The organism is Collimonas sp. PA-H2 (assembly GCF_002564105.1).
Lineage (GTDB): Bacteria > Pseudomonadota > Gammaproteobacteria > Burkholderiales > Burkholderiaceae_D > Collimonas.
Genome location: NZ_PDBX01000001.1, coordinates 3,785,644 through 3,809,236 on the forward strand (window position 1 = coordinate 3,785,644; position 23,593 = coordinate 3,809,236).

Sequence of the window (23,593 nt, forward strand, 5' to 3'; positions counted from 1 at the left end):
CAGATAAATAGAGGGGGAAGGTCGGGTCAGGCTGCGCCAGCCCGATCTGACTGCGGTATCAGAAGCGCTTGGTCAGCACCATCATCTCGCCTTCGCGCCGCATCTCGGTGCGGTTCAGGAAAGACATGCCGAGCAGGGCGAACGGCAGGCCGTTCTCCTGCACCAGGGCATCGACCTGGTTCATTTCGATATCGCCGATCTTGACCGTATTCAGCTTGACCATGTACGCCGGCGCTGCGCCGTTGGCGGTATTGACCATGATCATGCGGCCCTTTTTGTAATCCACGCCCATCCTTGCCGCGTCCGATGCCGGCAGGGCAATCATGGTGGCGCCGGTGTCGACCAGCATGGTCATCATGGCGCCGTTGATCTGGGCGTCGGCAACGAAATGGCCTTGCGGATTGACCTTCAGGGTCACGCTGGAAGACGCGCCCGGTGCGCTGCGGCTGACGTATTCGCCGATGCCGATCACCTGCCGTTTGCCCTTGACCTCCAGCGTTGCGGTGTTGCCGTTGGCTTCCACCAGCTTGACGTCGTCGGCGACCTTGCTGCCGACCGAATAAGTTTTTGGCGAAGAGCCGTCGATCACCAGCACGGCTTTTCCCGGAAACAGGCCGACTACGCCGATATCGGAAGCTGATACAGAATTGGAAATGGAAGCTGATAGCAACAGGCTGGTGATCAAAACGAACGGGCGCATGGAAGTCCGGCTTTCCTGACAAGGGTTGAGGTAGCGCCGTAGTGCCGTTCAAACATGTTGAACGGCTGGCAACAGCAAGTGATGGTAACCCTGTCTGTTGCCAAATGCCACTATTTAGTCACGGAAATTATTGAATTCCAGCGGCAGATCCGCTACTTCCTTGCGCAGCATCGCCATCGCCGCCTGCAGGTCGTCGCGCTTGGCGCCGGTGATGCGCACGGCGTCGCCCTGGATGCTGGCCTGGACCTTCATCTTGCTGTCCTTGACGATGCGCACGATCTTCTTGGCGGCTTCCGATTCGATGCCGTTCTTGATCTTGATCACTTGCTTGACCTTGTCGCCGCCGATCTTCTCGATCTTGCCGATATCCAGGAAGCGGGTGTCGACATTGCGCTTGACCAGTTTTGCGGTCAGCACGTCGCGCACCTGGCTGAGCTGGAATTCCGAATCGGCGTAAGCGGTCAGGTCGCGCTCTTTCAGCTCGATGCGGGCGTCGCTGCCCTTGAAGTCGAAGCGGGTCGAGATCTCCTTGTTGGCTTGATCGTTGGCATTTTTTACTTCGACCAGATTGGCTTCCGATACGGTATCGAATGATGGCATGGTGTTATTCCTTCAGTATGTTCAATAAAACTGGCCGGCTCTAGGCTCTATTGTGCGCGGCCATCAGGCTATGCGCATTCTATCGGACAAAAAACCCGTAGTGTGGCCTGTCTGGCCATTTTCTTGCAGCGCCAGCCTCTCCAGAGGGCGGTTACCTGCCGTGGCGTGCTCCGCTTGCGTTTATAATCCCGGTGCTATGACTATCTCCATGCTTCCGCTCCAGTCCGACTTCTCACTACGCCAGCATAATACTTTCGGTATTGATGCCAAGGCGCAGGCCTATTTGCCGGTGACTTCCGTAGAAACCTTGCATGCGCTCAGGTCGGATGCCGCTGCGTCCGCTTTGCCGCGCCTGGTGCTGGGCGGCGGCAGCAACCTGGTGCTGACGCAGGACTTTCCCGGGCTGGTGCTGCACATGTGCAGCCGCGGCCGGGATATCGTAGGGGAGGATGACGATGCCGTGTATGTACGCGCCGCGGCCGGCGAAAACTGGCATGCGCTGGTGCTATGGACGCTGGAGCAGGGCCTGGGGGGGCTGGAGAACTTGTCCCTGATTCCCGGCAGCGTCGGCGCAGCGCCCATCCAGAACATCGGCGCCTACGGCGTCGAACTGCAGGACCGCTTCCATAGCCTGACGGCCATCGACGTCGACAGCGGCGAGATCCTGACGCTGGACCGCAAGGCCTGCGCCTTTGCCTATCGCGACAGCGTTTTCAAGCAGCGCCTGCGCGACCGCGCGATAGTGCTGGACGTGACGCTGGCCTTGCCCAAGCGCTGGCAGCCGGACCTGCGCTATGCCGACGTGGCGCAGGAGCTGGATGCGCGCAAATTATCGCAGCCCACTGCGCGCGACGTCAGCGACGCCGTGATCGCGATCCGTACCCGTAAATTGCCGGATCCGACCCTGGTCGGCAATGCTGGCAGCTTCTTCAAGAATCCGATAGTGTCGGAACGGCAACGCAATGCGCTGCTGGAGCGGCATCCGCAACTGGTGAATTATGTGCAGCCGGATGGTGCTTATAAACTGGCTGCGGGTTGGCTGATCGACCAGTGCGGCTGGAAAGGGAAGAGCCTGGGAGCCGCCGGCGTCTATGAAAAGCAAGCGCTGGTGCTGGTCAACCGCGGTGGCGCCACCGGCCAGGATGTGGTGCGCCTGGCGCAGGCGGTGCAGGCCGATGTGCTGGCCAGGTTTGGCGTGGCGCTGGAGCCCGAGCCGATTTTCATCTAGGGGCCGTTGCATATCGGCGACAGGTTGATTACAGTCTTTTGCCGGCGCGTTTTGTCACTATCAAGTCACAATGCGCGATTATGCTTCCACCTGTCTCATATCCAACACTCCCTAAAGTAATGGATTTTTAAGCCCGTCATGCATCGCATCGCGGGCTCTTTTTTTAGCCGCGGTGTTTAGCCGTAGTGGCAAACGTAGTTGAGCGTTTCCACGGTTTCGATATCGAAGCTGGAATTGGCTGCGATTTCAAAGCGGTCGCCGCTGCTGTAGCTGGTCCACCGCTGCTGGCCTTGCAAACGCACCTTGCAGACGCCGCTGGTGACCTCCATTACTTCGGCAACGCCGGTGCTGAAGGTCAGCGACGAGGGCAGGATGACGCCCAATGTTTTCTTGCTGCCGTTGGCGAAGATCACGGTATGGGAAACGCATTTGCCGTCGAAATAGACATTGCCTTGCTTTACAACGGATACGTGGTCGAATTGTGTGCTCATGATGATTCCTTGCAGGATTTTTGACAAAAAAGAACCGGCGTGAAGCCGGTTCTGCATGCGTTAAGGTTGTTGCCGCCGGCTTGCGCTTACTCCGCGTCTTTATCGAGCAGCGGCAGCGATACGGCGTTGCTGGATGCCAGCAGGCCGGTGCTTTGATAGATCGCCAGTTTTTGGCGAGTATCGCTGATGTCGAGGTTGCGCATGGTCAGCTGGCCGATACGGTCTTGCGGCGAGAAGGCGCCTGCGCCCTTTTCCATGGTCAGGCGTTCTGGGTGATAGGTCAGATTGGCCGACTCGGTGTTGAGGATGGAGTAATCGTTGCCGCGGCGCAGCTCGATCGTGACCTCACCGGTGATGGCGCGTGCGACCCAGCGTTGCGCCGACTCGCGCAGCATGATCGCCTGCGAGTCGAACCAGCGGCCTTGATACAGCAGGCGGCCCAGGCGGCGGCCGCTTTCGCGGTATTGCTCGATGGTGTCTTCGTTATGGATGCCGGTGACCAGGCGCTCGTAGGCGATGAACAGCAGGGCCAGGCCCGGCGCTTCATAGATACCGCGGCTCTTGGCTTCGATGATGCGGTTTTCGATCTGGTCGCTCATGCCGAGGCCGTGGCGTCCGCCGATGCGGTTGGCTTCCATCATCAGCTCGACCTGGCTGGCAAACACGACGCCGTTGAGGGCAACCGGACGGCCTTCCTCAAAGCGCACAGTGACCGTCTCGCGCTTGACTTCGACATCGTCGCGCCAGAAGGCGACGCCCATGATCGGTTCGACGATCTGCATGCCGGAGTTCAGGTACTCTAGGTCTTTCGCTTCATGGGTGGCGCCGAGCATGTTGGAGTCGGTCGAGTAGGCTTTTTCCACCGACATCTTGTAGTCAAAGCCCGAGGCGATCATGAATTCCGACATTTCCTTGCGGCCGCCCAACTCCTGGATGAACTTGTCGTCGAGCCATGGCTTGTAGATCCGCAGATTCGGATTGACCAGCAGGCCGTAGCGGTAGAAACGCTCGATATCGTTGCCCTTGAAGGTGCTGCCGTCGCCCCAGATGTCGACCTTGTCTTCTCGCATGGCGGCCACCAGCATGGTGCCGGTGACGGCACGGCCGAGCGGGGTGGTGTTGAAGTAGGTGACGCCCGCTGTGGAGATGTGGAAGGCGCCGCTCTGCAGTGCGGCGATGCCTTCGGCCACCAGCTGTTCGCGGCAATCGACCAGGCGCGCCAGTTCAGCGCCGTAGGCCTTGGCCTTTTTTGGAATCTCGTCGTAGTCCGGCTCGTCAGGCTGACCCAGGTTGGCGGTATAGGCGTAAGGAATGGCGCCTTTCTGGCGCATCCAGCGCAGCGCAGCGCTGGTATCGAGGCCGCCTGAGAAGGCGATGCCGACTTTTTCGTTGACCGGAACGGATTGCAGGATATTGGACATGATATTTCTAAGTAGGTTGAAATGGTAGCTGAGGATCGTGGCAAACGGCTTCGATGTTGTGGCCGTCGGGGTCTTTCACGAACGCACCATAATAGTTTTGGTGATAGTGCGGCCGTGGACCGGGTGCGCCGTTGTCGGCGCCGCCCGCTTTGAGTCCTGCTTGATAAAAGGCGTCGACCTGGGCTCGGCTCGCTGCCCTGAAAGCGAAATGAATCGTTTGCTGATGCGCCGGCTTTTCCGCGGTCGCCTGGGCGATCCAGAAATCAGGCTTGGGCGCTGCGCCGAAACCGGCGACGTCGGTGCCGGCCACTGCCGCCGGAAACTCCAGCAGCAGCTCATAGCCGATCGCACCCAGCGTGGCGGTATAAAACGCCTTGCTCTTGTGGTAGTCGCTGACGGTGACGCCGGTATGGTCGATCATGGTTTACTCCGCAACCTTGCCCAGCACCAGGTATTCGAGCAGCGCCTTTTGCACATGCAGGCGGTTCTCGGCTTCGTCCCAGACTACCGATTGCGGGCCGTCGATCACTTCGGCGGAGACTTCCTCGCCGCGATGCGCCGGCAGGCAGTGCATGAAGAGAGCGTCCGGATTGGCGCGCTGCATCTTGGGCTGGTCGACGATCCAGCCGTCGAAGGCTTTCAGGCGCGCCGTGTTTTCATCCTCGTAACCCATGCTGGTCCAGACATCGGTGGTGACCAGGTCGACGCCCTCGCAGGCATCGGACGGATTGGCAAAGAAGGTGTAGCGCTGGTTGTCGGCGGCCACCTGGCTCGGGTCGATGTCGTAGCCCTTGGGGGTCGAGACATTGACGTGGAAACCGAACACTTGTGCTGCCTGCAGCCAGGAATACAGCATGTTGTTGGCATCGCCGATCCACGCGACTTTCTTGCCGGCGATGGAACCGCGGTGCTCGATGTAGGTGAACACATCTGCCAATACCTGGCAGGGATGCTGCTCATTGGTCAGGCCGTTGATTACAGGCACCCGCGAGTGCGAAGCGAAGCGTTCGATGATGTCCTGGCCGAAGGTGCGGATCATGATGACGTCGCACATGCGCGACATGACCTGTGCGGCATCTTCCACCGGCTCGCCGCGTCCCAGCTGGCTGTCGCGCGTGTTGAGATAGATGGCGGCGCCGCCCAGCTGATGCATGCCGGCCTCGAACGAGAGGCGGGTGCGGGTCGAGTTTTTCTCGAACACCATCACCAGCGTGCGGTCGAGCAGCGTGTAGTGCGGTTCGTAATTCTTGAATTTGCGTTTGATGAGACGGCTACGCTCAATCACGTACTCGTATTCGTCCAGCGAAAAATCAGAAAACTGCAGATAGTGTTTGATTGCCATAAATGAAAACGGCGGCCGCTGTGGCGACTGCCGCCGAAAGTTGGAATTCCATTTTTAAATCAACCGCTGGTTTTGCAGGCCGCCGAAGAAGTTGTGCGCGGGCTTGTATGAAGGCCCCGCGATTGGCTTAGAAATGAAATAAGTGCTTCAATTATAAGGGATTTCAATAGAAAAGATACCCGTCAAAAGATTGCTTATCTGGCATTAATAAGATGGCACGGCATTTCCTGGCGGCGGCCACGCCGCCACACGCGCTTAATACAGTTTCTGCGACGATTCGTGCAGCAACTGTACGTAAAGCTGGTGCCGCATGGGCGCAATCTTGTTTTCCTTGACCGCTTCCAGCACCGCGCAGCTCGGCTCGATCAAGTGATGGCAGTTGTAGAACTTGCATTTCCCCAGGTAGGGCGTGAACTCGACGAAGGCGCGTTCCAGCATGCCTTCGCTCAGCTGGTACAGGCCGAATTCCTGGAATCCCGGTGAATCGATGATGTTGGCCGGCTTGCCGTCCAGGCCAGTGTCATCGGCATCCATCTCATACAAACGGGTGAAGGTAGTGGTGTGCTTGCCGGTATCCAGGGCGGCGGAAATCTCGCGCACGGCGATGTCGGCATCCGGCACGATCAGGTTGATCAGCGACGATTTGCCCATGCCGGACTGGCCGATCAGGATGGTCGACTGGCCTTTCAGCAAAGGCCACAGAGTGGCGCAGGTTTCCTCAGGAAAAGCGCGCGCCGACACTTCATGCACCGGGTAGCCGAGGCTGGCATACATCTGCAGCCGTTGCCGGGTCTTGTCTAGCGCCTCGACGATATCGGTCTTGTTGAGCACGATATGGGCCTTGACGCCGGCCGCCTCCGCCGCCACCAGCGCACGCGAAATCAAGTCGTCGGCAAAGCCCGGTTCGGTCGCCACCACGATGAACAGCTGCGTGACGTTGGCCGCCAGCAGCTTGGATTTGTACTGGTCGGAGCGGTACAGCAGGCTGTTGCGCTCGTCGATAGCTTCGATCACGCCCTGGTTGGGCGAGGTGGTCTTCAGCTGGACGCGGTCGCCGACCGCCACATCGCTTTTCTTGCCGCGGGTGACGCATTGCAACTTCAGCGACTGGCCGCCGATCCTGGCTTGCACCAGGTAATGGCGGCCGTGGGCGGCGATCACCAGGCCGCTGCCGGCCTGGTTGCTGTGCTGTTTTGCGTGTTGCTGGGCGTGATCAACCATGTGCAGCCAGCAGTCGGTTGATGCGTATCGCCGCCGGCGGATGCGAGTCGTAAAACGCTGAATGCAATGGATCAGGCGTTAGTGTCGCGGCATTGTCTTCGTATAGCTTGACCAATGCAGAGACCAGATCCTTGGCGTCGGTGTGCCGGACAGCAAAGGCGTCGGCTTCGAATTCGTGTTTACGCGAGCTGATAGACAATAGTGGCGACAGCAAGAAGGTGAAGATGGGCAATACCAGCATGAACAAGATCAGCGCCATCGCGTCGTTGTTGCTAAGGTCTGTGAGCAACAAGGGATTGACCCCCAGGCCGGTGAAAAACCAGAGTTGCTGCTTCAGGTAGCCGAGCAAAGCGAGGAAGGGCAGTGAGATGACAAACATCATGCCAATCATTTTGGCAATGTGCTTGAGTTTGAAGTGACCTAGTTCGTGTGCAAGCACCGCCTCGATTTCATGCGGAGCCAGGCGTGCGAGCAAAGTGTCGAAAAAAACGATCCGTTTGCTTGCTCCGAAACCTGAGAAATAGGCATTGCCATGGGCGCTGCGCTTGGAGCCATCCATTACGAACAGTCCTTTGGATGCAAACCCGACTCGCTTCAACAATCCTTCGATGCGCTCGCGCAGGCTGTCGTCTGTCAGTGGTGTGAATTTGTTGAAAATCGGCGCAATAACAGTTGGCGAAATGACCAGTATGAATAACTGAAAACTGCTAACGACCAACCAGGCATAAAACCACCAAAGGTCGCCCGATTTTGCCATCAACTGCAGTATCACCCATACCAGCGGCAGGCCAATCACCGCGCCAAGTCCGGTATTTTTCAGCATATCGGTGATAAACAGGCGGATCGTCATTTTGTTGAAGCCGAAACGTGCTTCCAGTACAAACTGCTTGTAATAATCAAGAGGGAGATCAATCAGGCCGGATACGGCAGTGAACGCCACCAGCAAGCCCATTTGATAGAGCATGCCCGGTCCTGCTGCATTAAAAATAATGTTGGAAAGCAATTGCAGGCCTCCCAGCAGAGTGAAGCCGATCAGTACCGCAGCATTGATTAGCATGGATAGCATGCCGAATTTGGTTCGGGCAACCGTATAGTCGGCAGCTCGCTGATGTGCTGCCAGAGGGATTCTTTCGGCGAACTCGGCAGGAACTGAATTGCGGTGCGCCAGCACATGGCGAATCTGGCGCGAGCCCAGCCAGAAGCGCACGATTAAGGTGATTGCCAGGAAAACCACAAACAAAACTGAAAATGCAAATGAAGACATGTAGTCCCTATGTGAGAAAATACCGTGCAATGGGCGCCTCTGATAACCTACTGCGCGGCCCAATCTCTGGTCTGCGATGCTCGCTGTACTGAAGTACAGCTGCGCTTCTCGACCAGACCTTGGCCCGCTCGCTACGGTTCTCAGAGGCGCCTTACGGTCAGTTTCAATTGAAATGCCGCAAAACTGCTTAAATAACTAAGAGAACAATTATGTCACAAGCCGCCGATATCTCAGCTACCACAGCTGCTACACCTGCTCCCGCTGTACCGCTGCGGCCGAACGAATTCAATCTGATCTGGGTCGACATGGAAATGACCGGGCTTAACCCGGACAGCGACCGCATCATTGAAGTCGCGGTGGTGGTGACTGACCCGCAGTTGAACATCCTGGCGGAAGGTCCGGTATTTGCGATCCATCAGGCCGACGAGATCATGGATGGCATGGATGCCTGGAACAAGGGCACGCACGGCCGTTCCGGCCTGATCGAGCGCGTCAAGACTTCGACCGTGACGGAAAGCGACGCCGAACTGGCCCTGATCGAGTTTCTGAAGAAATACGTGCCGAACGGCAAGTCACCGATGTGCGGCAACACGATTTGCCAGGACCGCCGCTTCATGGCGCGCGGCATGCCGAAGCTGGAAGCGTTTTTCCACTATCGCAACCTGGACGTGTCGACCTTGAAAGAACTGTGCCGCCGCTGGAAGCCGGAGCTGGCAAGCGGCTTCAAGAAGCATCAGAAGCATACCGCGCTGGCCGATATCCTAGAATCGATTGAAGAGCTGCGCTACTACCGCGAGCATTTCATCAAGGAATAAAAAAACAGGCCGGGTTGCGCTGTACGCACCCGGCCGGCGATTGCGGCAAGCGCGTCAGCGCTTAATCTTCAGTCTTGTTGTCAGTAGCGTTCAATCCGCAGCACTTCTTGAATTTCTTGCCGCTGCCGCAGCTGCAATCGTCATTGCGGCCGACTTTGGGTGCTTCGCGCTGGATGGTCTTGACCGCGGATTTGCGGTGCGGCAGCCAGTAGCGGTAGATTTCCGGAATCGCCGCTTCCACTTCCACCGCCAGCTTGTGGCGTTGCACCGGGTCCTCGCGCAGCGCCATTTCCTCTTCTTCCAGCTCTTCCGCTCCCAGAAGGTAGATAGGCCGCACCACCGTCGCCAGGTTGGAATGCCAGATCGGCTCCCAAGCCTTGGCGCGCAGGTTGATGCCTTCCCAGAAGCCCCAGGTCCAGGCTTCGCCGTCGAGCAGGGCCTTGCCTTCGTGTTCCTGTTCGCAAAACAGCGGTTCGTATTCTTTCGGCGCCACTTCCAGCGTGACCGCGATTTCATTCATGTAGCGCGCGATCAGGCCGACGATCTTTTCGTATTCCTTGTCAGACTTGAATTTCGGCGCATCTTTCAGCGACGGCCCCCACACATGCGGCAGCCATTCGCCCAGCAGCACCTGTTCCGGCCCGATCACCAGCGCCGTCAGATAGCCGTGCAGGGTATCCATGGTCATGCTGTCTTCAGCACAGCGATCGGACAACAGGAAATCGTCCAGTTCGTCAAATTCTTTGTCTGAGAGGGGTTCGTCGAGGTTCATGGTGATGGCCGCTTAAATATACGATGGAAATGAGGATACGGATTTTACGATTGAAATGGTCGCGCGCTGCAAAATATTCAAGCTGCTTGTCTGCCAACAATCATTTATCCTGTGATAAGTCTATCCAGATCAGGTCATCTTATATGAAAATCAGAGCATTAACCCCGGCAGACCTCGCATCCTACCGCCAGCTGAGGCTGGAATCCATCCTGGATTCGCCGTCTTCATTCGTGCCCACGCATGAGGAAGAAAGCGCGCTGCCGGAGGAACAGATGGCGGCGCGTTTGAAAGCGAGCCCTTTCCAGGTGACTTATGGTGCATTTCAAGGCGAGGTCCTGGTCGGCACCGTCGGCATGGTGCGCGATTCCCGCTCCAAGATTTATCACCGCGCCACCATCGTCGGCGTCTATGTCACTCCAAATGCGCGTGCCACCGGTGCGGTGCAAGCCATGTTCGAGGCGGTCATCGCCCATGCAAGGAAGATCCCGGAGCTGGTCCAGCTGGACTTGAAAGTCAACACCGTCAATCCCCGCGCCAGGGCGGTATACGCCAAACTGGGATTTTCCTCCTGCGGCATCGACTACCGCGCCCTGTGCATAGATGGCCAGTTTCATGACGAAGAGCGCATGGCCCTGTATCTCGATGCCGCCGGAACTATTGTTCGTAGACCCGCATGAAGCTGGCGAACCGCGGTATGCCGCTGCCGTTCAAGCCGCGGAAGCGGTAAGTCACGACGCAGCCCAAGGCCGGCGGCTGGCGCCGCTGGGCGTCGCTGAAGCCGCTGCCCAGCTTGAAGCGAAGGCCGTCCGGCGTTTCCACCCATAGCGCTCCCAGCATGCCCTGGTATTTTCCTTTGCCGGGCAGATGGCCGATGACTTTGGCTTCGGCATCTTCGTGGGTTTTGACTTTCAGCAGGTCGTCGCTGCGTTGCGCGCGGTAAAGCGATGCGCCCCGGTGCAGCATCAAGCCTTCGCCGCCTTGCCTGACGGTCTGTTGCAGCAAACCTTGCAAGGCCGCGTGGTCGGCCAGCTTGATCTGTTCCACCAGCTGTACCCAAGGCACCGCAAGTCTGGCGAGCGTGCTTTGCAACGCCGGCAGGCGCTGGTCGAAGGTGCCGGGATAGGCGGGCAGGTCGAACACCATGAAGCGCATGCGGCGCCAGGCTGCATCGTCCGGCGCCTCGCGCCGCGCGGTCGAAACCGCATGGTTGAACTGGCCGCGGCCAGCCCATAGTTCGCCGTCCAGCGCCACCTTGGGCCAGCCGGCGGTGAACCAGTGCGGGGCGTTTATGCGCTGGCCGCCGCGTGTCAGCAATTGCTCGCCATCCCAGTAGCCGCGTACGCCGTCCAGTTTCTCGCTGACCCAGTAATCGGCCAGCGCGATGCCGGGATGGTAGACATTTGCCAGCATCAACGGCGGTGCCGGCGTGGTGGACTGGGCAGCGGCGGGCAGCCAAAGAGATAAGCCGAGCAACAGGGCGCTCAGCAGGCTGGCAATGCGTGGTCGGCGTGGTCGGACAGATAATGGCGTGGGCATGGTGCTTGGCTGTCAGGCATGAAAGCCTTATCGTAAAACGATGCTCCCCATCGCTGCTGCCGAAATTGACTTAAAAAGCGGCTTAAAAAAGCGGTTTGATATTTAGCTTATGCATGTGAAATTCAGTTCAACCCCGTTGCCGGCCGGATCGCGCAGGAAGATCTGTTTTTGCTGCAAGGACGGGACAAACGCCACTTGATAAGGCAGCTGGCGCGCCAGCAAAAGCGCTTCCATTCCCTCAGGATCGACGCAGCTGAAGGCGACGTGATCGAAGCTGGTGGCGATACCGGTATGCCTGACATCGCCGGTCCGCGCTTCGCTCAGATGCAGCACGGCTTGCCCGCCAGCATATAGCCAGTAACCGAAACTGTCGAAAGCGGGCCGCTCGCCGGCTTCCAGGCCGATCACTTCGCAATAAAATTCCTTCAACTGCAGCAATAGTGCTCGCGGCGCGCGCAGGTTGTAATGATTGAGGGCGATGGCTGGCATAAATGGCTCGTGGCGTGACGGCTGCGGGACTATGAGTGTAATCGATGCGCGTCGATACAATGAGTGGTTGCTGGCGTCTATGTCACGCTAGCCACTGTGTTGCTGGGGCGTGGTACGATTTTCCAATTCCAGGTTCGACATGAAACTGGCAAATCCGCGGCGCCGTCAGGATGCTGCTCGCGGTAACGGTACAATCCCAATCCCACTTGCTCTAGGTATCGGCGCTCCCATGCTTGCCATCAAACCCTATCTGCGCGCGTTGACAATCAACCCGACAAGAGAAATCGATTTTGATGCCTATCCGTTCAGCGTTCCGGCAGTCCGTGAGCTGGAACAGATCGCATTTCATCCGGATGTAACTTTTCTGGTCGGGGTAAACGGTGCCGGCAAATCGACCTTGCTGGAAGCAATGGCGATCGCCTGGGGATTCAACGCGGAAGGAGGCAATCAAAACAATGGTTTTTCGACGGTGAACGCACATTCTGATCTGCATACCTATTTGCGCACCGTTAAAAGCTACAAACGTCCCAAGGCAGGTTATTTCTTGCGAGCGGAAAGTTTTTTTAATGTCGCCACCAATATCGAAAAACTAGATGCCGCATCCGGCCTCGGTAATTTGATTGGTCCTAGGGCCTGTTAACATTTAATTTGGGAATGCGAACGCGCGGCAGGCGTTGCGTGCCTAGGCGCGGCGACGCGACGTAGCGGTGCTACGGCAAGAAGCCACGCGCCTTGCCAGCACACTTTTTGGCTTGAACGCATCTCCCGAATTAATTGTTAACAGGCCCTAGTGCAAGGATCAAGTTCCTATGAAACTTCGGCGGCTGTCGTGCAGGTTGATTTATTCAATGTATTTTCCAGTTGTCCACTCTCACTGTTGACAGGTTGAGATGCATGTCCAATGCATGCTACCCTCGCTCACCGTCGACGATTTCAACGCAGTCACTTGAGACTTCAACGGTATCCGCAGATCGATAACGGCTCTGGAAACACTGGTCGCCGCTCTGCGGTTTTGTTGTTTCAGCTGCACATCAATTTTTGGTCTTTTTGGCGCACCCTCGTTGCTATTCCCACTCACAACTGAAAAAGGAATTCACATGACCAGCCCACTTACACTGATGATGCCCGTCATCCCGGGAACCAGCCTGGTGACGATTGCCGCCGCCCTGGAAGGCAATAGTAAAAAAATCGACGCTGCCCTCAACGGCATCGGTACCGTCCACTTTGCCCGCTTTCTGCTGCTGGATCGCTCTCAAGCCAATCTGCAGCCCACCAGTGCGCCCTCCAACTCCTTGCTGATCGGCGTCGTCACCGAGTACGACGGCAATTTCAATGCCTATATCAGCGATTTCGTCGCCCAACTGGGTCCCGTGTTCGATCAACTGCTGTCATTTGTCGTCGGCGGCGCCGCGCTGATCCCGGTCGCCAATAATGTCGCCGCATTCCAGGCTTTCATTACCGTCAACGATGCTTCGCAACACGCGCCAAATGTCTCGCTGTATTCCGCTTATCCGCAAACCGTGCAACAGATCCTCGCCGCCTTCTGATTTTTGCCATTTCCATACTGCTCGCATGAGAGATGAGATCCGGCCTGGCGGCCGTTCTCATGCGTCACCCAACCTGACTTCAACGCCGGGAGCGATAGCATGGCCGATCCTGTAATCGATTACGACGACGTACAAGGCACCATCCTGCGCGGCTATCGCGTCGATCTGGCGCGCCATTTCATCCTGTCCATCACGAATCCGCAGGCCGCAGGGAAATTGATAGGCGCGCTGGTGGACGGCAGCGGCGGCCTGCCAAAAATAACCACGGCCAGACACATCCAGCCCAAGCCGCCGTGCTTTCTCAACATCAGCTTCACCTGCCCAGGTCTAGCCAAACTCGGCCTCAACGCCGAGCAACTCGCCACATTTGATGGGTCCTTCCAGCTTGGTGCGACCAGTTCGGTCAGCGCACAGGCAGTCGGCGACGTCGGCCCCAGTGCGCCGCAAAATTGGATAAGCGGATTGCAGGACGGCGCCAAGGTGCACATACTGTTGAGCTTGTGGGTGACGGAATCCGCGTCGGTATTGGAATCGGTATCAGCCAAGTTGCGCGCCACATTTAAAGGCTGCATGGCTGAGCTGTACGCGCAGGATGCGCAGGCCCTACCAGACAACAAAGTCCATTTCGGCTATCGCGACAGCATTGCCCAGCCGACCGTGATTGGCGCCCCGACGACCAAGCGCGAGGCGCCAGACGATCAGCCGGCGGTCAAGACCGGAGAATTTCTGCTTGGCTACCAGAACGAACTCGGAGGCGTCTACAAGGTATCGCCGCCCGAGTTGTCAATCAACAGCAGCTATGCGGCGTTTCGCATCCTGGAGCAGGACGTCGCCGGGTTCGATGTCATGCTCGCCGAGCATGCCGAGGAAACCGGACTTGACACGGAAATGCTGGCTGCCAAAATATGCGGGCGCTGGCGCAACGGCAACCCTCTGGAGCTGACGCCAGACGCGCCGGGCGAACTCCTGCCGCCATCGAAATTGAACAATTTCAACTACGTCACCGGTGTAGCACCGAGCGATGACACCCTGGGCCTGATTTGCCCGATAGGTTCGCATATCCGCCGCAACAACCCGCGTAACGGCGCAGTGAACGGAACCGACAGCACCCACCATCGGATTGTACGGCGCGCCATGCCCTACGGGCCGTCTTACGATCCACTGCAACCCGTCGACGCGCAGCGCGGCCTGACCGGCTACTTTATCAACGCCAGCATCCACAACCAGTTCGAATTTCTCACCAGCGAATGGAATCTGACACACCTGTTCGTGAAAGCGGCCACCGGGCCGGGCGGCTCAAATGACGGCAACGCGGTCAATAACATCAGCGGCGAGGACGTGTTCCTGGGCGTAAATGATCCGGCGAACAGTTCGTTCACCCTGGCCGAGGTAGGCCCGCGCGGTTCCAACAACAAGTTGATGAAAGACTTTCCCCGCACGATTACCACGCGCGGCGGCGTCTACTGCTTCTTCCCCAGCATCACCGGCCTGCGTTATTTGGCGCAGTTGCCTTCCACAAGGTAGGCATGTGGGCGATGGTTTGTGTTTTCTGCCAACAAAGGCGTCGATAAGGGGAGAGATGTAAATAGATAATAAAAGACGGTATAAAACAAAAAAACCGCATCAGCACTAGGGCCTGTTAACAATTAATTCGGGAGATGCGTTCAAGCCAAAAAGTGTGCTGGCAAGGCGCGTGGCTTGCTGGGACTGAAGCCCCAGCAAGCCATGCAACGCGGCCAGCGCACTTTTTGGCTTGAACCCTCCGGGAACGGCTGCAGGCATCGCATGCCGTTGTTGCGGCTTCTTGCCGTAGCACCGCTACGTCGCGTCGCCGCGCCTAGGCACGCAACGCCTGCCGCGCGTTCGCATTCCCAAATTAAATGTTAACAGGCCCTAGTTACGGCGACAGATTATTACATCAGCAATCGCACGGTGAGGCCTTCCTGGCGCTGCTGCAAAACAAATTCAAAGCAGACGGCTGTTACATGCTGGATGAACCAGAGGCGGCGTTATCGCCGAACCGGCAACTGGCTGCGCTGGCCATGATTCACCGTTTGGTGCAGCGCAATTGCCAATTTGTGATCGCCACCCATTCGCCGATTTTGCTGGCATATCCGCGTGCCAGAATTTATCTTTTGAGTAATAGCGGATTAACGGAAACCTGTTATGAAGACACCGAGCAGTACACAACAACCCGCGATTTCCTGAATAATCCTGCAGGCGGGATGGCGCGGCTCTTTGCCGAGCAATAGCCGCCGCTCGCTGCTGGATTCGTGATGGATTCATGCATCTGACAAGTAAAGGCATGAGATTGTTGTTTTTGAAACTAGTCATAGAGCTTTAGCCGGTATCTATAGCTTTACTGCCTAATCGCTTCGGGAAGTAAGCCGGCGGCGCTTACAATGGCTGGATGAATATTTCACCACCCGCATCATTCACTACCCTTACCCCCGACACCGTGCTGGACGCGCTCGACAGCATCGGCCTGCATGGCGATGGTCGCCTGCTGGCTCTCAATAGCTATGAAAACCGCGTGTACCAGATTGGCATGGAAGAGGGGCCGCCGCTAGTGGCCAAGTTCTACCGCCCGCACCGCTGGAGCGATGCCGCCATCCTGGAAGAACATGGTTTCGTGCAGGAACTGGTAGAGCGCGAAATCCCGGTGGTTGCGGCCTGGGCCGGTGCTGACGGCAGCACCTTGCATCAATTCGACGGTTTCCGCTTCGCGGTATTTCCGCGCCATGGCGGCCGCGCGCCGGAACTGGAGGACGACGCCACGCTGGAATGGCTGGGCCGTTTCATGGGGCGCATCCATGCCGTCGGAGGCTTACGTAACTACCAGCATCGGCCGTCCCTGGATATCGCCAGCTTCGGCGAAGAACCGAGTGCCTTCCTGCTGGCCAACAACTTTGTTCCGGCGGATTTGCTGGAGGCCTATCGCAGCACCGTGACTCAGGCGCTGGAGGGTGTGCGGCGTTGTTTCGAGCGCGCCGGCACGGTCGGCTCGCTGCGCCTGCATGGCGATTGCCATGGCAGCAATGTGCTGTGGACCGATGCCGGACCGCACTTCGTCGATTTTGACGACAGCCGCATGGGGCCGGCAGTACAGGACCTGTGGATGTTGCTGTCCGGCGAGCGCAGGGATATGGTGCGGCAGATGGGTTCCTTGCTGGCCGGGTATGAGGATTTTTGCGATTTCGATACTCGTGAGCTGTATCTGATCGAGGCATTGCGCACCTTGCGCCTGATCCACTACGCGGCTTGGATTGCCCGGCGCTGGGACGACCCGGCCTTCGCCGTGGCCTTCCCATGGTTCAATACCCAGCGCTACTGGCAGGATAGGGTGCTGGAACTGCGCGAACAGATCGCGCTGATGGACGAACCACCGTTGTGGCAAAACTGAAGCCGGCTTGGCTGGCGCCTAGTGCGCCACGGTCTTGGAGAACACGTTCAGCACCAGCACGCCGGAGACGATCAGGCCGATGCCGACCAAAGCCGCGGCATCCAGGCTCTGCTTCAGGAACAGCCAGCCGACCAGCGCGATCAGCGCAATGCCGATGCCTGACCACATCGCATACACGATGGCCACCGGCAGGGTGCGCAAGGTCAGCGACAGGAAATAGAAGGCGGTCAGGTAGCCGGCCACCACCACCACCGACGGCACTAGCCTAGTGAATTCGGCGCTGGCCTTGAGGGCGCTGGTGGCAATCACTTCGGCGACGATGGCGATCAATAGATAGACCCAATGCATGACTTCTCCTGGCTGATAGAACGTAGATAAAAACGCGTAGATAAAAACGTGGAAAGAACGAAACTCTAATCGATAGCGGCAAACAGCTCTGTAACGAAATCGACAAATACGCGTACCTTGGCCGACAACTGGTGGCTCTGGTGATACACCACCGACACCGGCGGCCCCGGCGTGGCCCAGTCCGCCAGCACCGGCGCCAGCAGGCCTGCGCGGATCTGCGGGTTGAGGGAGAGCGTCAGCAGCTGGACGATGCCGGCGCCGCTGGCGGCTGCATGTATCAGGGTTTCTGCGTGATTGATGGCGATATTGCCGGGCGGCGCCCAGCTGAACTCTTGCTTGCCCTTGCTGAAGATCCATGGCACGTTCTGACCGCTGTTGGGATGGATGAAAGCCAGGCAACGGAAGTTGCTTAGTTCCTGCGGCGTGCGCGGAGTTCCGTGCTGCGCCAGAAATTCGGGCGCGGCGCAGCAAAGGTTGCGGGTCTGGTAGATGCGGCGCGCCACCATGCTCGAATCCTTCAGCTCGCCGATGCGGATCCAGACATCGCCGCGGCCCTCCACCATGTCGACCATGCGGTCGCCGACATTCAGGCGGATCGACAAGTCGGGATACAGCGCGCTGAAGCGCGTCAGCGCCGGCGCCAGGTAGATGCGGGCGATCACGGTCGGCACGTCGACCCGCAATATTCCCTGCGGCGTCACACGCCGCCCCTGCAGCCCGTCTTCCAGTTCGCTCATGTCGCCGAGCAGGCGCTGGGCCCGCTGGTAACAGCTGTGGCCATCGTCGGTCAGGGAAATTTTGCGAGTGGTGCGGTTCAGCAGGCGCACGCCGAAATGCCGCTCCAGGGCGGCGATATGGTTGGTGATGGTGGCGTTCGACATCTCCAGCTGCTCAGCCGCGCGGCTGAAGCTGTTCAGTTCCACCACCTGGCAAAATACCCGTAACGATTCCAGCCTGTCCATGATGGCGATTTTATATTATTTAAGTTATTTAAAAAATGATTTTAATCATTGCCTATTTTTCTGATTATTAAAAAGAATGATAATGGCAAAAAACAGATCGTATGGTAGGTATTGATACGGCGCCAACCTCTTCCCGGAGACACGCATGGCCATTGCGACGCATAGCTCTAATAGCAGCCCGATCGACATTCCCGCCCTGATCGACCGTAGCCGCATCGGCCGCTTCCAGATCGTCATGCTGACCCTGTGCGCCATCTGCCTGATTATCGACGGTTTCGACGTCCAGGCCATGGGCTATGTGGCGCCCGCCATCATCCAGCAATGGGGCATAGACAAGGCCAACCTCGGTCCGGTGTTCGGCGCCGGCCTGTTCGGCATGTTGCTCGGCTCGCTCATTTTCAGCATCCTGGCCGACCGCATCGGCCGCCGTCCGGTGCTGATCGCTGCCACTCTGTTCTTTGCCGCCTGCATGCTGCTGACGCCGCTGGCCGCTACGGTCGAACAACTGATTATGTTGCGTTTCATCACCGGCCTAGGACTGGGCGCCATCATGCCCAACGCCATGGCGCTGGCCGGCGAATACAGCCCGCTGCGCAAGCGCGTGACCCTGATGATGCTGGTGTCCTGCGGTTTTACGCTGGGGGCGGTGTTGGGCGGTCTGCTGTCGGCGGCGTTGATTCCGCGCTTCGGCTGGCAGTCGGTATTCCATGTCGGCGGTGTGGTGCCGCTAGTGATCGGCGTGCTGATGATCTTCTTGCTGCCGGAGTCGATGCAGTTCCTGGTATTGCGCGACAAGCGTCTGGATCAGGTCGGCAAGTGGTTGCGCCGCATCGATCCTGCTGTCGCGGTTGACCGGGACACGCGTTACGTGGTCAACGAAAAAGCGGGCAAGGGCGCGCCGGTGATGCAGCTGTTCCAGCAGGGCAGGGCCAAGGTTACGATCCTGCTGTGGATCATCAATTTCATGAATCTGGTGAACCTGTATTTCCTTTCCAACTGGTTGCCGACCATTGCCAAGGATGCCGGCCTGTCGACCGCCACCGCGGTCATGGCCGGCACCACCTTGCAGATCGGCGGCACGCTGGGAACCTTGATCATGGGCCAGCTGATCGACCGCTCCAGCTTCCGCCGCGTGCTGATTCCGGTATTCCTGATCGCCGGCATGGCGGTGGCCCTGATCGGCCGGCCGGAAGTATCGCTGCTGTTCCTGTTTGCCAGCATCTTCGTCGCCGGCTTCTGCATCGTCGGCGGCCAGCCGGCGGTGAATGCGCTGGCGGGAACTTACTACCCGACCACCTTGCGTTCCACCGGCATTGGCTGGAGCCTGGGCGTCGGCCGCATCGGTTCTATCGTCGGGCCGGTGCTGGGCGGCGAGCTGATCCGCCTGAACTGGCCGAACAGCAGCATCTTCCTGCTGCTGGCCGTACCGGCGCTGGTATCGGCGGTGATGCTGATGTTGATGCAGGAAACCTCGAATCGTAACAAGGCGCAGGCTGTGATTGCGCATTAAGATCAGACCATCAAGGATAAAATCCATGGAAAACACAAACGCACTTCGTTATCAGTCGGGATTTTGCAATGACTTCACCAGCGAAGCCTTGCCCGGCGCTTTGCCGGTAGGGCAAAACTCGCCGCAGAAAGCGCCTTACGGTCTGTATGCGGAGCAGTTGTCCGGCACTGCATTCACCGCGCCGCGCGCGCACAACCGGCGCTCGTGGCTGTACCGTATCCGGCCGGGCGCGATGCATCACGCCTTTGAAAAGCTGCAGCAATCGCTGCTGGCCAGCGGTCCCTTTACTCAGGTCGACACGCCGCCCAATCAGCTGCGCTGGAATCCGCTGCCGCCGCCTGCCGCCGATCAGCCCACCGATTTTATCGATGGCATGATCACCTTTGCCGGCAATGGCGACGCTGCAGCACAGGCCGGGATCGCCATCCATCTGTACGTGGCGAACCGCTCCATGCACGAGCGCTTTTTCTATAATGCCGACGGCGAATTGCTGATCGTACCGCAGCAGGGACGTTTGCTGGCCAGGACGGAAATGGGTGTGCTGGAAGTCAAGCCCGGTGAAATCGTCGTCATCCCGCGCGGCGTGCGTTTCCGCATCGAGCTGCCGGACGGCGCGGCGTGCGGCTATGTCTGCGAAAACTATGGCGCTGCCTTCCAGCTGCCGGAACTGGGACCGATCGGCTCCAACGGCCTGGCCAATGCGCGCGACTTCCAGGCGCCGGTGGCGGCCTATGAAGAACGCGAGGGCGAGTTCCAGCTGCTGGCCAAATTTGGCGGCAAGCTGTGGGCGGCACGCATCGATCATTCGCCGCTGGATGTGGTGGCATGGCACGGCAACTACACACCGTACAAATACGACCTGAGCTTGTTCAACACTATCAATACGGTCAGCTACGATCATCCCGATCCATCGATCTTCACCGTGCTGACCTCGCCTTCGGATACGCATGGCACCGCGAACGTCGATTTCGTGATTTTCCCGCCGCGCTGGATGGTAGCCGAACATACCTTCCGGCCGCCATGGTTCCACCGCAACGTCATGAGCGAATACATGGGCCTGATCCATGGCGCCTACGACGCCAAGGCCGACGGCTTTACACCGGGCGGCGGCAGCCTGCACAATTGCATGAGCGGCCACGGTCCGGACGCCGCCACTTTCGAGAAGGCGTCTAGCGCCGAATTGGCGCCGCACCGTATCGACAATACAATGGCCTTCATGTTTGAAAGCCGCTACCTGATTCATCCGACGCCCTATGCGCTGGCGACGCCGCTGCTGCAGAAAGACTACCTGCAATGCTGGCACGGTCTGAAAAAGAACTTCAACGGTCAACCCTAAGAGAAAAGACATCATGCAAGCCAACGATCCGACACTGAAATCCTTCATCCCGACTCCGCCGGAGTCGCATTTTCCCATCCAGAATCTGCCTTTCGGCGTGTTCAGCAATGCCGCCGATCCGGCGCCGCGCGTCGGCGTCGCCATCGGCGATCAGGTGCTGGACCTAGCTGCTTTGGCTGACTCCGGCCTGCTGACGCTGAGCCCTGCAGTGTTCCGTCAGCCGACCCTGAATGCTTTCATCGCGCTGGGCCGCCAGACCTGGCGTAGCACCCGCGCCAGCGTCAGCGAGCTGCTGCGTCATGACAACCTCCAGCTGCGCGATAACCAGGCCTTGCGCGACAAGGTGTTCGTCTCGCAGGATCAGGCAACGATGCATCTGCCGCTGGAGATCCCGGGCTATACCGATTTCTATTCATCGAAAGAACATGCGACCAATGTCGGCTCGATGTTCCGCGACCCGGCCAACGCGCTGCTGCCGAACTGGCTGCATATCCCGATCGGCTACAACGGCCGCGCCAGCTCGGTGGTGGTCAGCGGCACCCCGCTGCAGCGCCCGATGGGTCAGCTGAAACTGCCGGACGCCGACGCGCCGGTATTTGGGGCCTGCCGCAAACTGGATTTCGAACTGGAGACCGGCTTCATCATCGGCCAGCCGAATGCCCTGGGCGAGCCGATCGATATCGCCAATGCCGAGCAGCATATCTTCGGCATGGTGCTGCTGAACGACTGGAGCGCGCGCGATCTGCAACAATGGGAATACGTGCCGCTGGGCCCGTTCAACAGCAAGTCCTTCGCCACCTCGATCTCGCCGTGGGTGGTCACGATGGAAGCGCTGGAACCGTTCCGCGTCGACAGTCCGGCGCAGCAGCCGCAACCGCTGCCCTACCTGCGGCAAAACGGCAAGAACGGCTATGACATCACGCTGGAAGTAGCGCTGCAGCCGGGCGCAGCCGCCCAGCCGCAGACCATCTGCCGCACCAATTTCAAGGCCATGTACTGGACCATGGTGCAGCAGCTGGCGCATCACACTGTCTCCGGCTGCAACACCCGCATCGGCGATCTGATGGGCTCAGGCACCATCAGCGGCAGCACGCCGGAAGCCTACGGCAGCTTGCTCGAGCTGACCTGGAACGGCAAGAATCCGCTCAGCCTGGCGGACGGCAGCCAGCGCAGCTTTATCCAGGATGGCGACGAAGTGGCGATGACCGGCTGGTGCCAGGGCGACGGCTATCGCGTCGGGTTTGGCGTGGTCAGCGGCAAGATATTGGCGGCGCGTGGTTGATATAATTAAAATGGTAGGCAATGACTAATTCGCAAGATTGCTCATTGCCATCAATTAAAGCGAGCCAGGGGCAGGTTTGAATTTTTTTTGTCAGGCTCATTTTTCCTTGAAATACATTAAAGCATCGACGAATTTTTCAGCTTTATTTTGTGTGTCGACGAGGGATTTGTTTAGGATGCTACCGGCCTGATTCCGAGTCAGCACTACCCAGCGATTACGTTGTGAGTACAGCGTTACACTCTCGATTGAATTGAAATAGATGCGCGTTTGCTGAGCTTTCGATGAAGTCACTGAGCTTCCCACAGAGATTGCGCCATTTCCCAGAGAAGTAGCACTGGCGAAGCCTTTACTTGTTGAAATGACCCCGTTGCCATATCCAACGTATTCCTCGGTAAAGAAAACTTGCTCAGGTCTATTTTTTGACGGTTGCTCCATGAGGACTTGCTCGATCACAGATCGTGCTTGCTCCGGATTGATTGCTGTTGGTCGATACCCAACGATATTTGATGCGCATCCGGTGAGCAGCAGGAACACAGCGACAACGACGATTTTCATTTTTTATCCCATAAATAGTGAGCTGCTAATTTTGCCATGGGCGGATAAATTCACCATTATTAAACTGTTTGTAGTTAGCTATTTTTTAGTCATAGTAAGGTGTCCCACTCTGGCGGCCCCAAGGGAATATTTTCAACGCGTTTGCGGATTCTGCTTGGCGAATATTATCGTTTCATCGATTCTTACTTTACCTAGCCATCGCTTTCAGCGCAGCCTGAGCCAGGAAGCCGGAGCGCGTCAATTGATGCGCTTTGGCGAAGGCATCAATCTCGCGCAGCAAATTTTCCGGTAACGAAATGTTGAGCCGCACAGGCTTGGTGTTGATTTTGGAACGGTCAATATTGACCAGCATCCAGTAGCCATCGGCATAGCCTGCCGCGTCTTTCCATTGCTCGATGGAGGTCGCTTCAGGAATATGCGCTTCGCCTTCGTACATGGTCTCTGCTGCTTCCTGGGCTTTTGCCGGCAGGTCGTTCAAATCGTCCGCAGCAGTAAACACGCCGGGAAGATCCGGAAAGCTGGCGCCGTAAGCGCTATTTTTATCCTTCCATACATACAGCGGATATAACATTTTCCTCCTCATTTCAATCCGGCCTGTTTCAAGACGCTCTCGGCCGTGCCAAACGGCAGATCCTTCTTCTTCGGATGTGGAACAACCACAGATTTTCCGCTGACGGGGTGGCGGTATTTATGATGGCTGCCGCGAGTCGAGACGTGCCGCCATCCGGTTGCCTTCAGTTGCTTGATAAGGTCTGAGCTGTTCATCTTTAT

27 protein-coding genes are annotated in these 23,593 nt (G+C 58.0%); 11 read left to right on the forward strand and 16 right to left on the reverse strand.

All coding sequences use genetic code 11. The features are described from left to right. Positions 1–58: 58 nt before the first annotated feature. The gene (locus BCF11_RS17405) at positions 59–700 is read right to left on the reverse strand and encodes a TIGR02281 family clan AA aspartic protease (protein WP_098495857.1); all 642 of its coding nucleotides are present in this window, start codon (positions 698–700) and stop codon (positions 59–61) included. A gap of 114 nt (positions 701–814) precedes the next feature. Next, complete coding sequence (locus BCF11_RS17410; RefSeq protein ID WP_014007212.1) at positions 815–1,300, reverse strand: YajQ family cyclic di-GMP-binding protein; 486 nt, start codon at positions 1,298–1,300, stop codon at positions 815–817. A 196-nt stretch (positions 1,301–1,496) separates the two neighbouring features. On the opposite strand from BCF11_RS17410, the gene murB reads away from it, so the two are divergent. Next, the gene (gene murB, locus BCF11_RS17415; protein WP_199110902.1) at positions 1,497–2,528 is read left to right on the forward strand and encodes a UDP-N-acetylmuramate dehydrogenase; all 1,032 of its coding nucleotides are present in this window, start codon (positions 1,497–1,499) and stop codon (positions 2,526–2,528) included. A 176-nt stretch (positions 2,529–2,704) separates the two neighbouring features. Here murB and BCF11_RS17420 read toward each other — a convergent pair whose 3' ends face one another. The 6 genes from BCF11_RS17420 to BCF11_RS17445 form a co-directional block, all read right to left on the reverse strand. Then, on the reverse strand, positions 2,705–3,019 hold the full coding sequence (locus tag BCF11_RS17420) for a pyrimidine/purine nucleoside phosphorylase (protein ID WP_098495858.1): 315 nt from the start codon (positions 3,017–3,019) through the stop codon (positions 2,705–2,707). 86 nt (positions 3,020–3,105) lie between these two features. Next, positions 3,106–4,440 (reverse strand): argininosuccinate synthase, encoded by a 1,335-nt coding sequence (gene argG, locus BCF11_RS17425; protein WP_098495859.1) that lies wholly within the window; start codon positions 4,438–4,440, stop codon positions 3,106–3,108. Between the two features lie 7 nt (positions 4,441–4,447). After that, entirely contained in the window at positions 4,448–4,861 is a 414-nt protein-coding gene (locus tag BCF11_RS17430) for a VOC family protein (RefSeq protein WP_098495860.1), read from the reverse strand. 3 nt (positions 4,862–4,864) lie between these two features. Continuing rightward, a complete protein-coding gene (gene argF, locus BCF11_RS17435; RefSeq protein ID WP_061938174.1) occupies positions 4,865–5,782 on the reverse strand; it encodes an ornithine carbamoyltransferase in 918 nt (305 codons plus the stop codon). A 255-nt stretch (positions 5,783–6,037) separates the two neighbouring features. Beyond that, positions 6,038–7,003, reverse strand: a complete 966-nt coding sequence (gene rsgA, locus BCF11_RS17440; RefSeq protein ID WP_098495861.1) for a ribosome small subunit-dependent GTPase A — start codon at positions 7,001–7,003, stop codon at positions 6,038–6,040. Beyond that, the gene (locus tag BCF11_RS17445) at positions 6,996–8,267 is read right to left on the reverse strand and encodes a M48 family metallopeptidase (RefSeq protein ID WP_098495862.1); all 1,272 of its coding nucleotides are present in this window, start codon (positions 8,265–8,267) and stop codon (positions 6,996–6,998) included. The genes rsgA and BCF11_RS17445 overlap by 8 nt, the downstream gene beginning before the upstream one ends. A gap of 209 nt (positions 8,268–8,476) precedes the next feature. On the opposite strand from BCF11_RS17445, the gene orn reads away from it, so the two are divergent. Then, positions 8,477–9,082, forward strand: coding sequence for an oligoribonuclease (gene orn / locus BCF11_RS17450; RefSeq protein WP_098495863.1), 606 nt, complete (start codon positions 8,477–8,479; stop codon positions 9,080–9,082). Between the two features lie 61 nt (positions 9,083–9,143). Here the strand turns inward: orn and BCF11_RS17455 are convergent, their stop codons facing one another. Then, positions 9,144–9,854: a UPF0149 family protein gene (locus BCF11_RS17455; RefSeq protein ID WP_098495864.1), complete on the reverse strand. Its 711-nt coding sequence runs from the start codon at positions 9,852–9,854 to the stop codon at positions 9,144–9,146. A gap of 143 nt (positions 9,855–9,997) precedes the next feature. Here BCF11_RS17455 and BCF11_RS17460 point away from each other — a divergent pair, with 143 nt between their 5' ends. Further along, on the forward strand, positions 9,998–10,531 hold the full coding sequence (locus BCF11_RS17460) for a GNAT family N-acetyltransferase (protein WP_158229221.1): 534 nt from the start codon (positions 9,998–10,000) through the stop codon (positions 10,529–10,531). On the opposite strand, the gene BCF11_RS17465 is transcribed toward BCF11_RS17460, so the two are convergent. Next, on the reverse strand, positions 10,509–11,390 hold the full coding sequence (locus BCF11_RS17465) for a DNA ligase (RefSeq protein ID WP_098495866.1): 882 nt from the start codon (positions 11,388–11,390) through the stop codon (positions 10,509–10,511). The two genes, BCF11_RS17460 and BCF11_RS17465, sit on opposite strands and share 23 nt — an antisense overlap. 102 nt (positions 11,391–11,492) lie before the next feature. After that, on the reverse strand, positions 11,493–11,879 hold the full coding sequence (locus BCF11_RS17470; protein WP_098495867.1) for a diguanylate cyclase: 387 nt from the start codon (positions 11,877–11,879) through the stop codon (positions 11,493–11,495). 139 nt (positions 11,880–12,018) lie between these two features. Here BCF11_RS17470 and BCF11_RS17475 point away from each other — a divergent pair, with 139 nt between their 5' ends. From BCF11_RS17475 to BCF11_RS17500, 5 genes are all read left to right on the forward strand, one after another. Then, positions 12,019–12,519 (forward strand): AAA family ATPase, encoded by a 501-nt coding sequence (locus BCF11_RS17475; protein WP_369827776.1) that lies wholly within the window; start codon positions 12,019–12,021, stop codon positions 12,517–12,519. 457 nt (positions 12,520–12,976) lie between these two features. Further along, positions 12,977–13,426 carry a hypothetical protein gene (locus BCF11_RS17480; RefSeq protein WP_143751364.1) on the forward strand — a complete coding sequence of 150 codons (450 nt, stop codon included), beginning with the start codon at positions 12,977–12,979 and terminating at the stop codon, positions 13,424–13,426. 99 nt (positions 13,427–13,525) lie between these two features. Next, entirely contained in the window at positions 13,526–14,950 is a 1,425-nt protein-coding gene (locus BCF11_RS17485) for a peroxidase (protein ID WP_098495870.1), read from the forward strand. A 356-nt stretch (positions 14,951–15,306) separates the two neighbouring features. Continuing rightward, complete coding sequence (locus tag BCF11_RS17495) at positions 15,307–15,678, forward strand: hypothetical protein (RefSeq protein ID WP_098495871.1); 372 nt, start codon at positions 15,307–15,309, stop codon at positions 15,676–15,678. 158 nt (positions 15,679–15,836) lie between these two features. Beyond that, positions 15,837–16,829, forward strand: a complete 993-nt coding sequence (locus tag BCF11_RS17500) for a serine/threonine protein kinase (protein WP_098495872.1) — start codon at positions 15,837–15,839, stop codon at positions 16,827–16,829. Between the two features lie 18 nt (positions 16,830–16,847). Here BCF11_RS17500 and BCF11_RS17505 read toward each other — a convergent pair whose 3' ends face one another. Together BCF11_RS17505 and BCF11_RS17510 are read right to left on the reverse strand one after the other, a co-directional pair. Then, on the reverse strand, positions 16,848–17,177 hold the full coding sequence (locus tag BCF11_RS17505; protein ID WP_098495873.1) for a multidrug efflux SMR transporter: 330 nt from the start codon (positions 17,175–17,177) through the stop codon (positions 16,848–16,850). Between the two features lie 65 nt (positions 17,178–17,242). After that, positions 17,243–18,139 (reverse strand): LysR family transcriptional regulator, encoded by an 897-nt coding sequence (locus BCF11_RS17510; RefSeq protein WP_098495874.1) that lies wholly within the window; start codon positions 18,137–18,139, stop codon positions 17,243–17,245. Positions 18,140–18,284: 145 nt separating this feature from the next. Here BCF11_RS17510 and BCF11_RS17515 point away from each other — a divergent pair, with 145 nt between their 5' ends. The 3 genes from BCF11_RS17515 to fahA are packed head-to-tail and all read left to right on the forward strand — an operon-like array spanning position 18,285 to position 22,267. Continuing rightward, entirely contained in the window at positions 18,285–19,649 is a 1,365-nt protein-coding gene (locus tag BCF11_RS17515; RefSeq protein ID WP_098495875.1) for an MFS transporter, read from the forward strand. A 25-nt stretch (positions 19,650–19,674) separates the two neighbouring features. After that, positions 19,675–20,985, forward strand: a complete 1,311-nt coding sequence (gene hmgA / locus BCF11_RS17520) for a homogentisate 1,2-dioxygenase (RefSeq protein ID WP_098495876.1) — start codon at positions 19,675–19,677, stop codon at positions 20,983–20,985. 13 nt (positions 20,986–20,998) lie between these two features. Further along, complete coding sequence (fahA, locus tag BCF11_RS17525; RefSeq protein WP_098495877.1) at positions 20,999–22,267, forward strand: fumarylacetoacetase; 1,269 nt, start codon at positions 20,999–21,001, stop codon at positions 22,265–22,267. Positions 22,268–22,363: 96 nt separating this feature from the next. On the opposite strand, the gene BCF11_RS17530 is transcribed toward fahA, so the two are convergent. From BCF11_RS17530 to BCF11_RS17540, 3 genes are all read right to left on the reverse strand, one after another. Then, positions 22,364–22,822, reverse strand: a complete 459-nt coding sequence (locus BCF11_RS17530; RefSeq protein WP_098495878.1) for a hypothetical protein — start codon at positions 22,820–22,822, stop codon at positions 22,364–22,366. 187 nt (positions 22,823–23,009) lie between these two features. Beyond that, positions 23,010–23,393, reverse strand: coding sequence for a type II toxin-antitoxin system HicB family antitoxin (locus BCF11_RS17535; protein WP_098495879.1), 384 nt, complete (start codon positions 23,391–23,393; stop codon positions 23,010–23,012). A gap of 8 nt (positions 23,394–23,401) precedes the next feature. Next, positions 23,402–23,587, reverse strand: coding sequence for a type II toxin-antitoxin system HicA family toxin (locus BCF11_RS17540; protein WP_098495880.1), 186 nt, complete (start codon positions 23,585–23,587; stop codon positions 23,402–23,404). Positions 23,588–23,593: the final 6 nt, after the last annotated feature.

Coding starts and splice junctions, on each gene's coding strand:
- BCF11_RS17405 (WP_098495857.1), bottom strand. CDS start 700: ATGCGCCCGTTCGTTTTGATCACCAGCCTGTTGCTATCAGCTTCCATT.
- BCF11_RS17410 (WP_014007212.1), bottom strand. CDS start 1,300: ATGCCATCATTCGATACCGTATCGGAAGCCAATCTGGTCGAAGTAAAA.
- murB (WP_199110902.1), top strand. CDS start 1,497: ATGACTATCTCCATGCTTCCGCTCCAGTCCGACTTCTCACTACGCCAG.
- BCF11_RS17420 (WP_098495858.1), bottom strand. CDS start 3,019: ATGAGCACACAATTCGACCACGTATCCGTTGTAAAGCAAGGCAATGTC.
- argG (WP_098495859.1), bottom strand. CDS start 4,440: ATGTCCAATATCCTGCAATCCGTTCCGGTCAACGAAAAAGTCGGCATC.
- BCF11_RS17430 (WP_098495860.1), bottom strand. CDS start 4,861: ATGATCGACCATACCGGCGTCACCGTCAGCGACTACCACAAGAGCAAG.
- argF (WP_061938174.1), bottom strand. CDS start 5,782: ATGGCAATCAAACACTATCTGCAGTTTTCTGATTTTTCGCTGGACGAA.
- rsgA (WP_098495861.1), bottom strand. CDS start 7,003: ATGGTTGATCACGCCCAGCAACACGCAAAACAGCACAGCAACCAGGCC.
- BCF11_RS17445 (WP_098495862.1), bottom strand. CDS start 8,267: ATGTCTTCATTTGCATTTTCAGTTTTGTTTGTGGTTTTCCTGGCAATC.
- orn (WP_098495863.1), top strand. CDS start 8,477: ATGTCACAAGCCGCCGATATCTCAGCTACCACAGCTGCTACACCTGCT.
- BCF11_RS17455 (WP_098495864.1), bottom strand. CDS start 9,854: ATGAACCTCGACGAACCCCTCTCAGACAAAGAATTTGACGAACTGGAC.
- BCF11_RS17460 (WP_158229221.1), top strand. CDS start 9,998: ATGAAAATCAGAGCATTAACCCCGGCAGACCTCGCATCCTACCGCCAG.
- BCF11_RS17465 (WP_098495866.1), bottom strand. CDS start 11,390: ATGCCCACGCCATTATCTGTCCGACCACGCCGACCACGCATTGCCAGC.
- BCF11_RS17470 (WP_098495867.1), bottom strand. CDS start 11,879: ATGCCAGCCATCGCCCTCAATCATTACAACCTGCGCGCGCCGCGAGCA.
- BCF11_RS17475 (WP_369827776.1), top strand. CDS start 12,019: ATGAAACTGGCAAATCCGCGGCGCCGTCAGGATGCTGCTCGCGGTAAC.
- BCF11_RS17480 (WP_143751364.1), top strand. CDS start 12,977: ATGACCAGCCCACTTACACTGATGATGCCCGTCATCCCGGGAACCAGC.
- BCF11_RS17485 (WP_098495870.1), top strand. CDS start 13,526: ATGGCCGATCCTGTAATCGATTACGACGACGTACAAGGCACCATCCTG.
- BCF11_RS17495 (WP_098495871.1), top strand. CDS start 15,307: ATGTTAACAGGCCCTAGTTACGGCGACAGATTATTACATCAGCAATCG.
- BCF11_RS17500 (WP_098495872.1), top strand. CDS start 15,837: ATGAATATTTCACCACCCGCATCATTCACTACCCTTACCCCCGACACC.
- BCF11_RS17505 (WP_098495873.1), bottom strand. CDS start 17,177: ATGCATTGGGTCTATCTATTGATCGCCATCGTCGCCGAAGTGATTGCC.
- BCF11_RS17510 (WP_098495874.1), bottom strand. CDS start 18,139: ATGGACAGGCTGGAATCGTTACGGGTATTTTGCCAGGTGGTGGAACTG.
- BCF11_RS17515 (WP_098495875.1), top strand. CDS start 18,285: ATGGCCATTGCGACGCATAGCTCTAATAGCAGCCCGATCGACATTCCC.
- hmgA (WP_098495876.1), top strand. CDS start 19,675: ATGGAAAACACAAACGCACTTCGTTATCAGTCGGGATTTTGCAATGAC.
- fahA (WP_098495877.1), top strand. CDS start 20,999: ATGCAAGCCAACGATCCGACACTGAAATCCTTCATCCCGACTCCGCCG.
- BCF11_RS17530 (WP_098495878.1), bottom strand. CDS start 22,822: ATGAAAATCGTCGTTGTCGCTGTGTTCCTGCTGCTCACCGGATGCGCA.
- BCF11_RS17535 (WP_098495879.1), bottom strand. CDS start 23,393: ATGTTATATCCGCTGTATGTATGGAAGGATAAAAATAGCGCTTACGGC.
- BCF11_RS17540 (WP_098495880.1), bottom strand. CDS start 23,587: ATGAACAGCTCAGACCTTATCAAGCAACTGAAGGCAACCGGATGGCGG.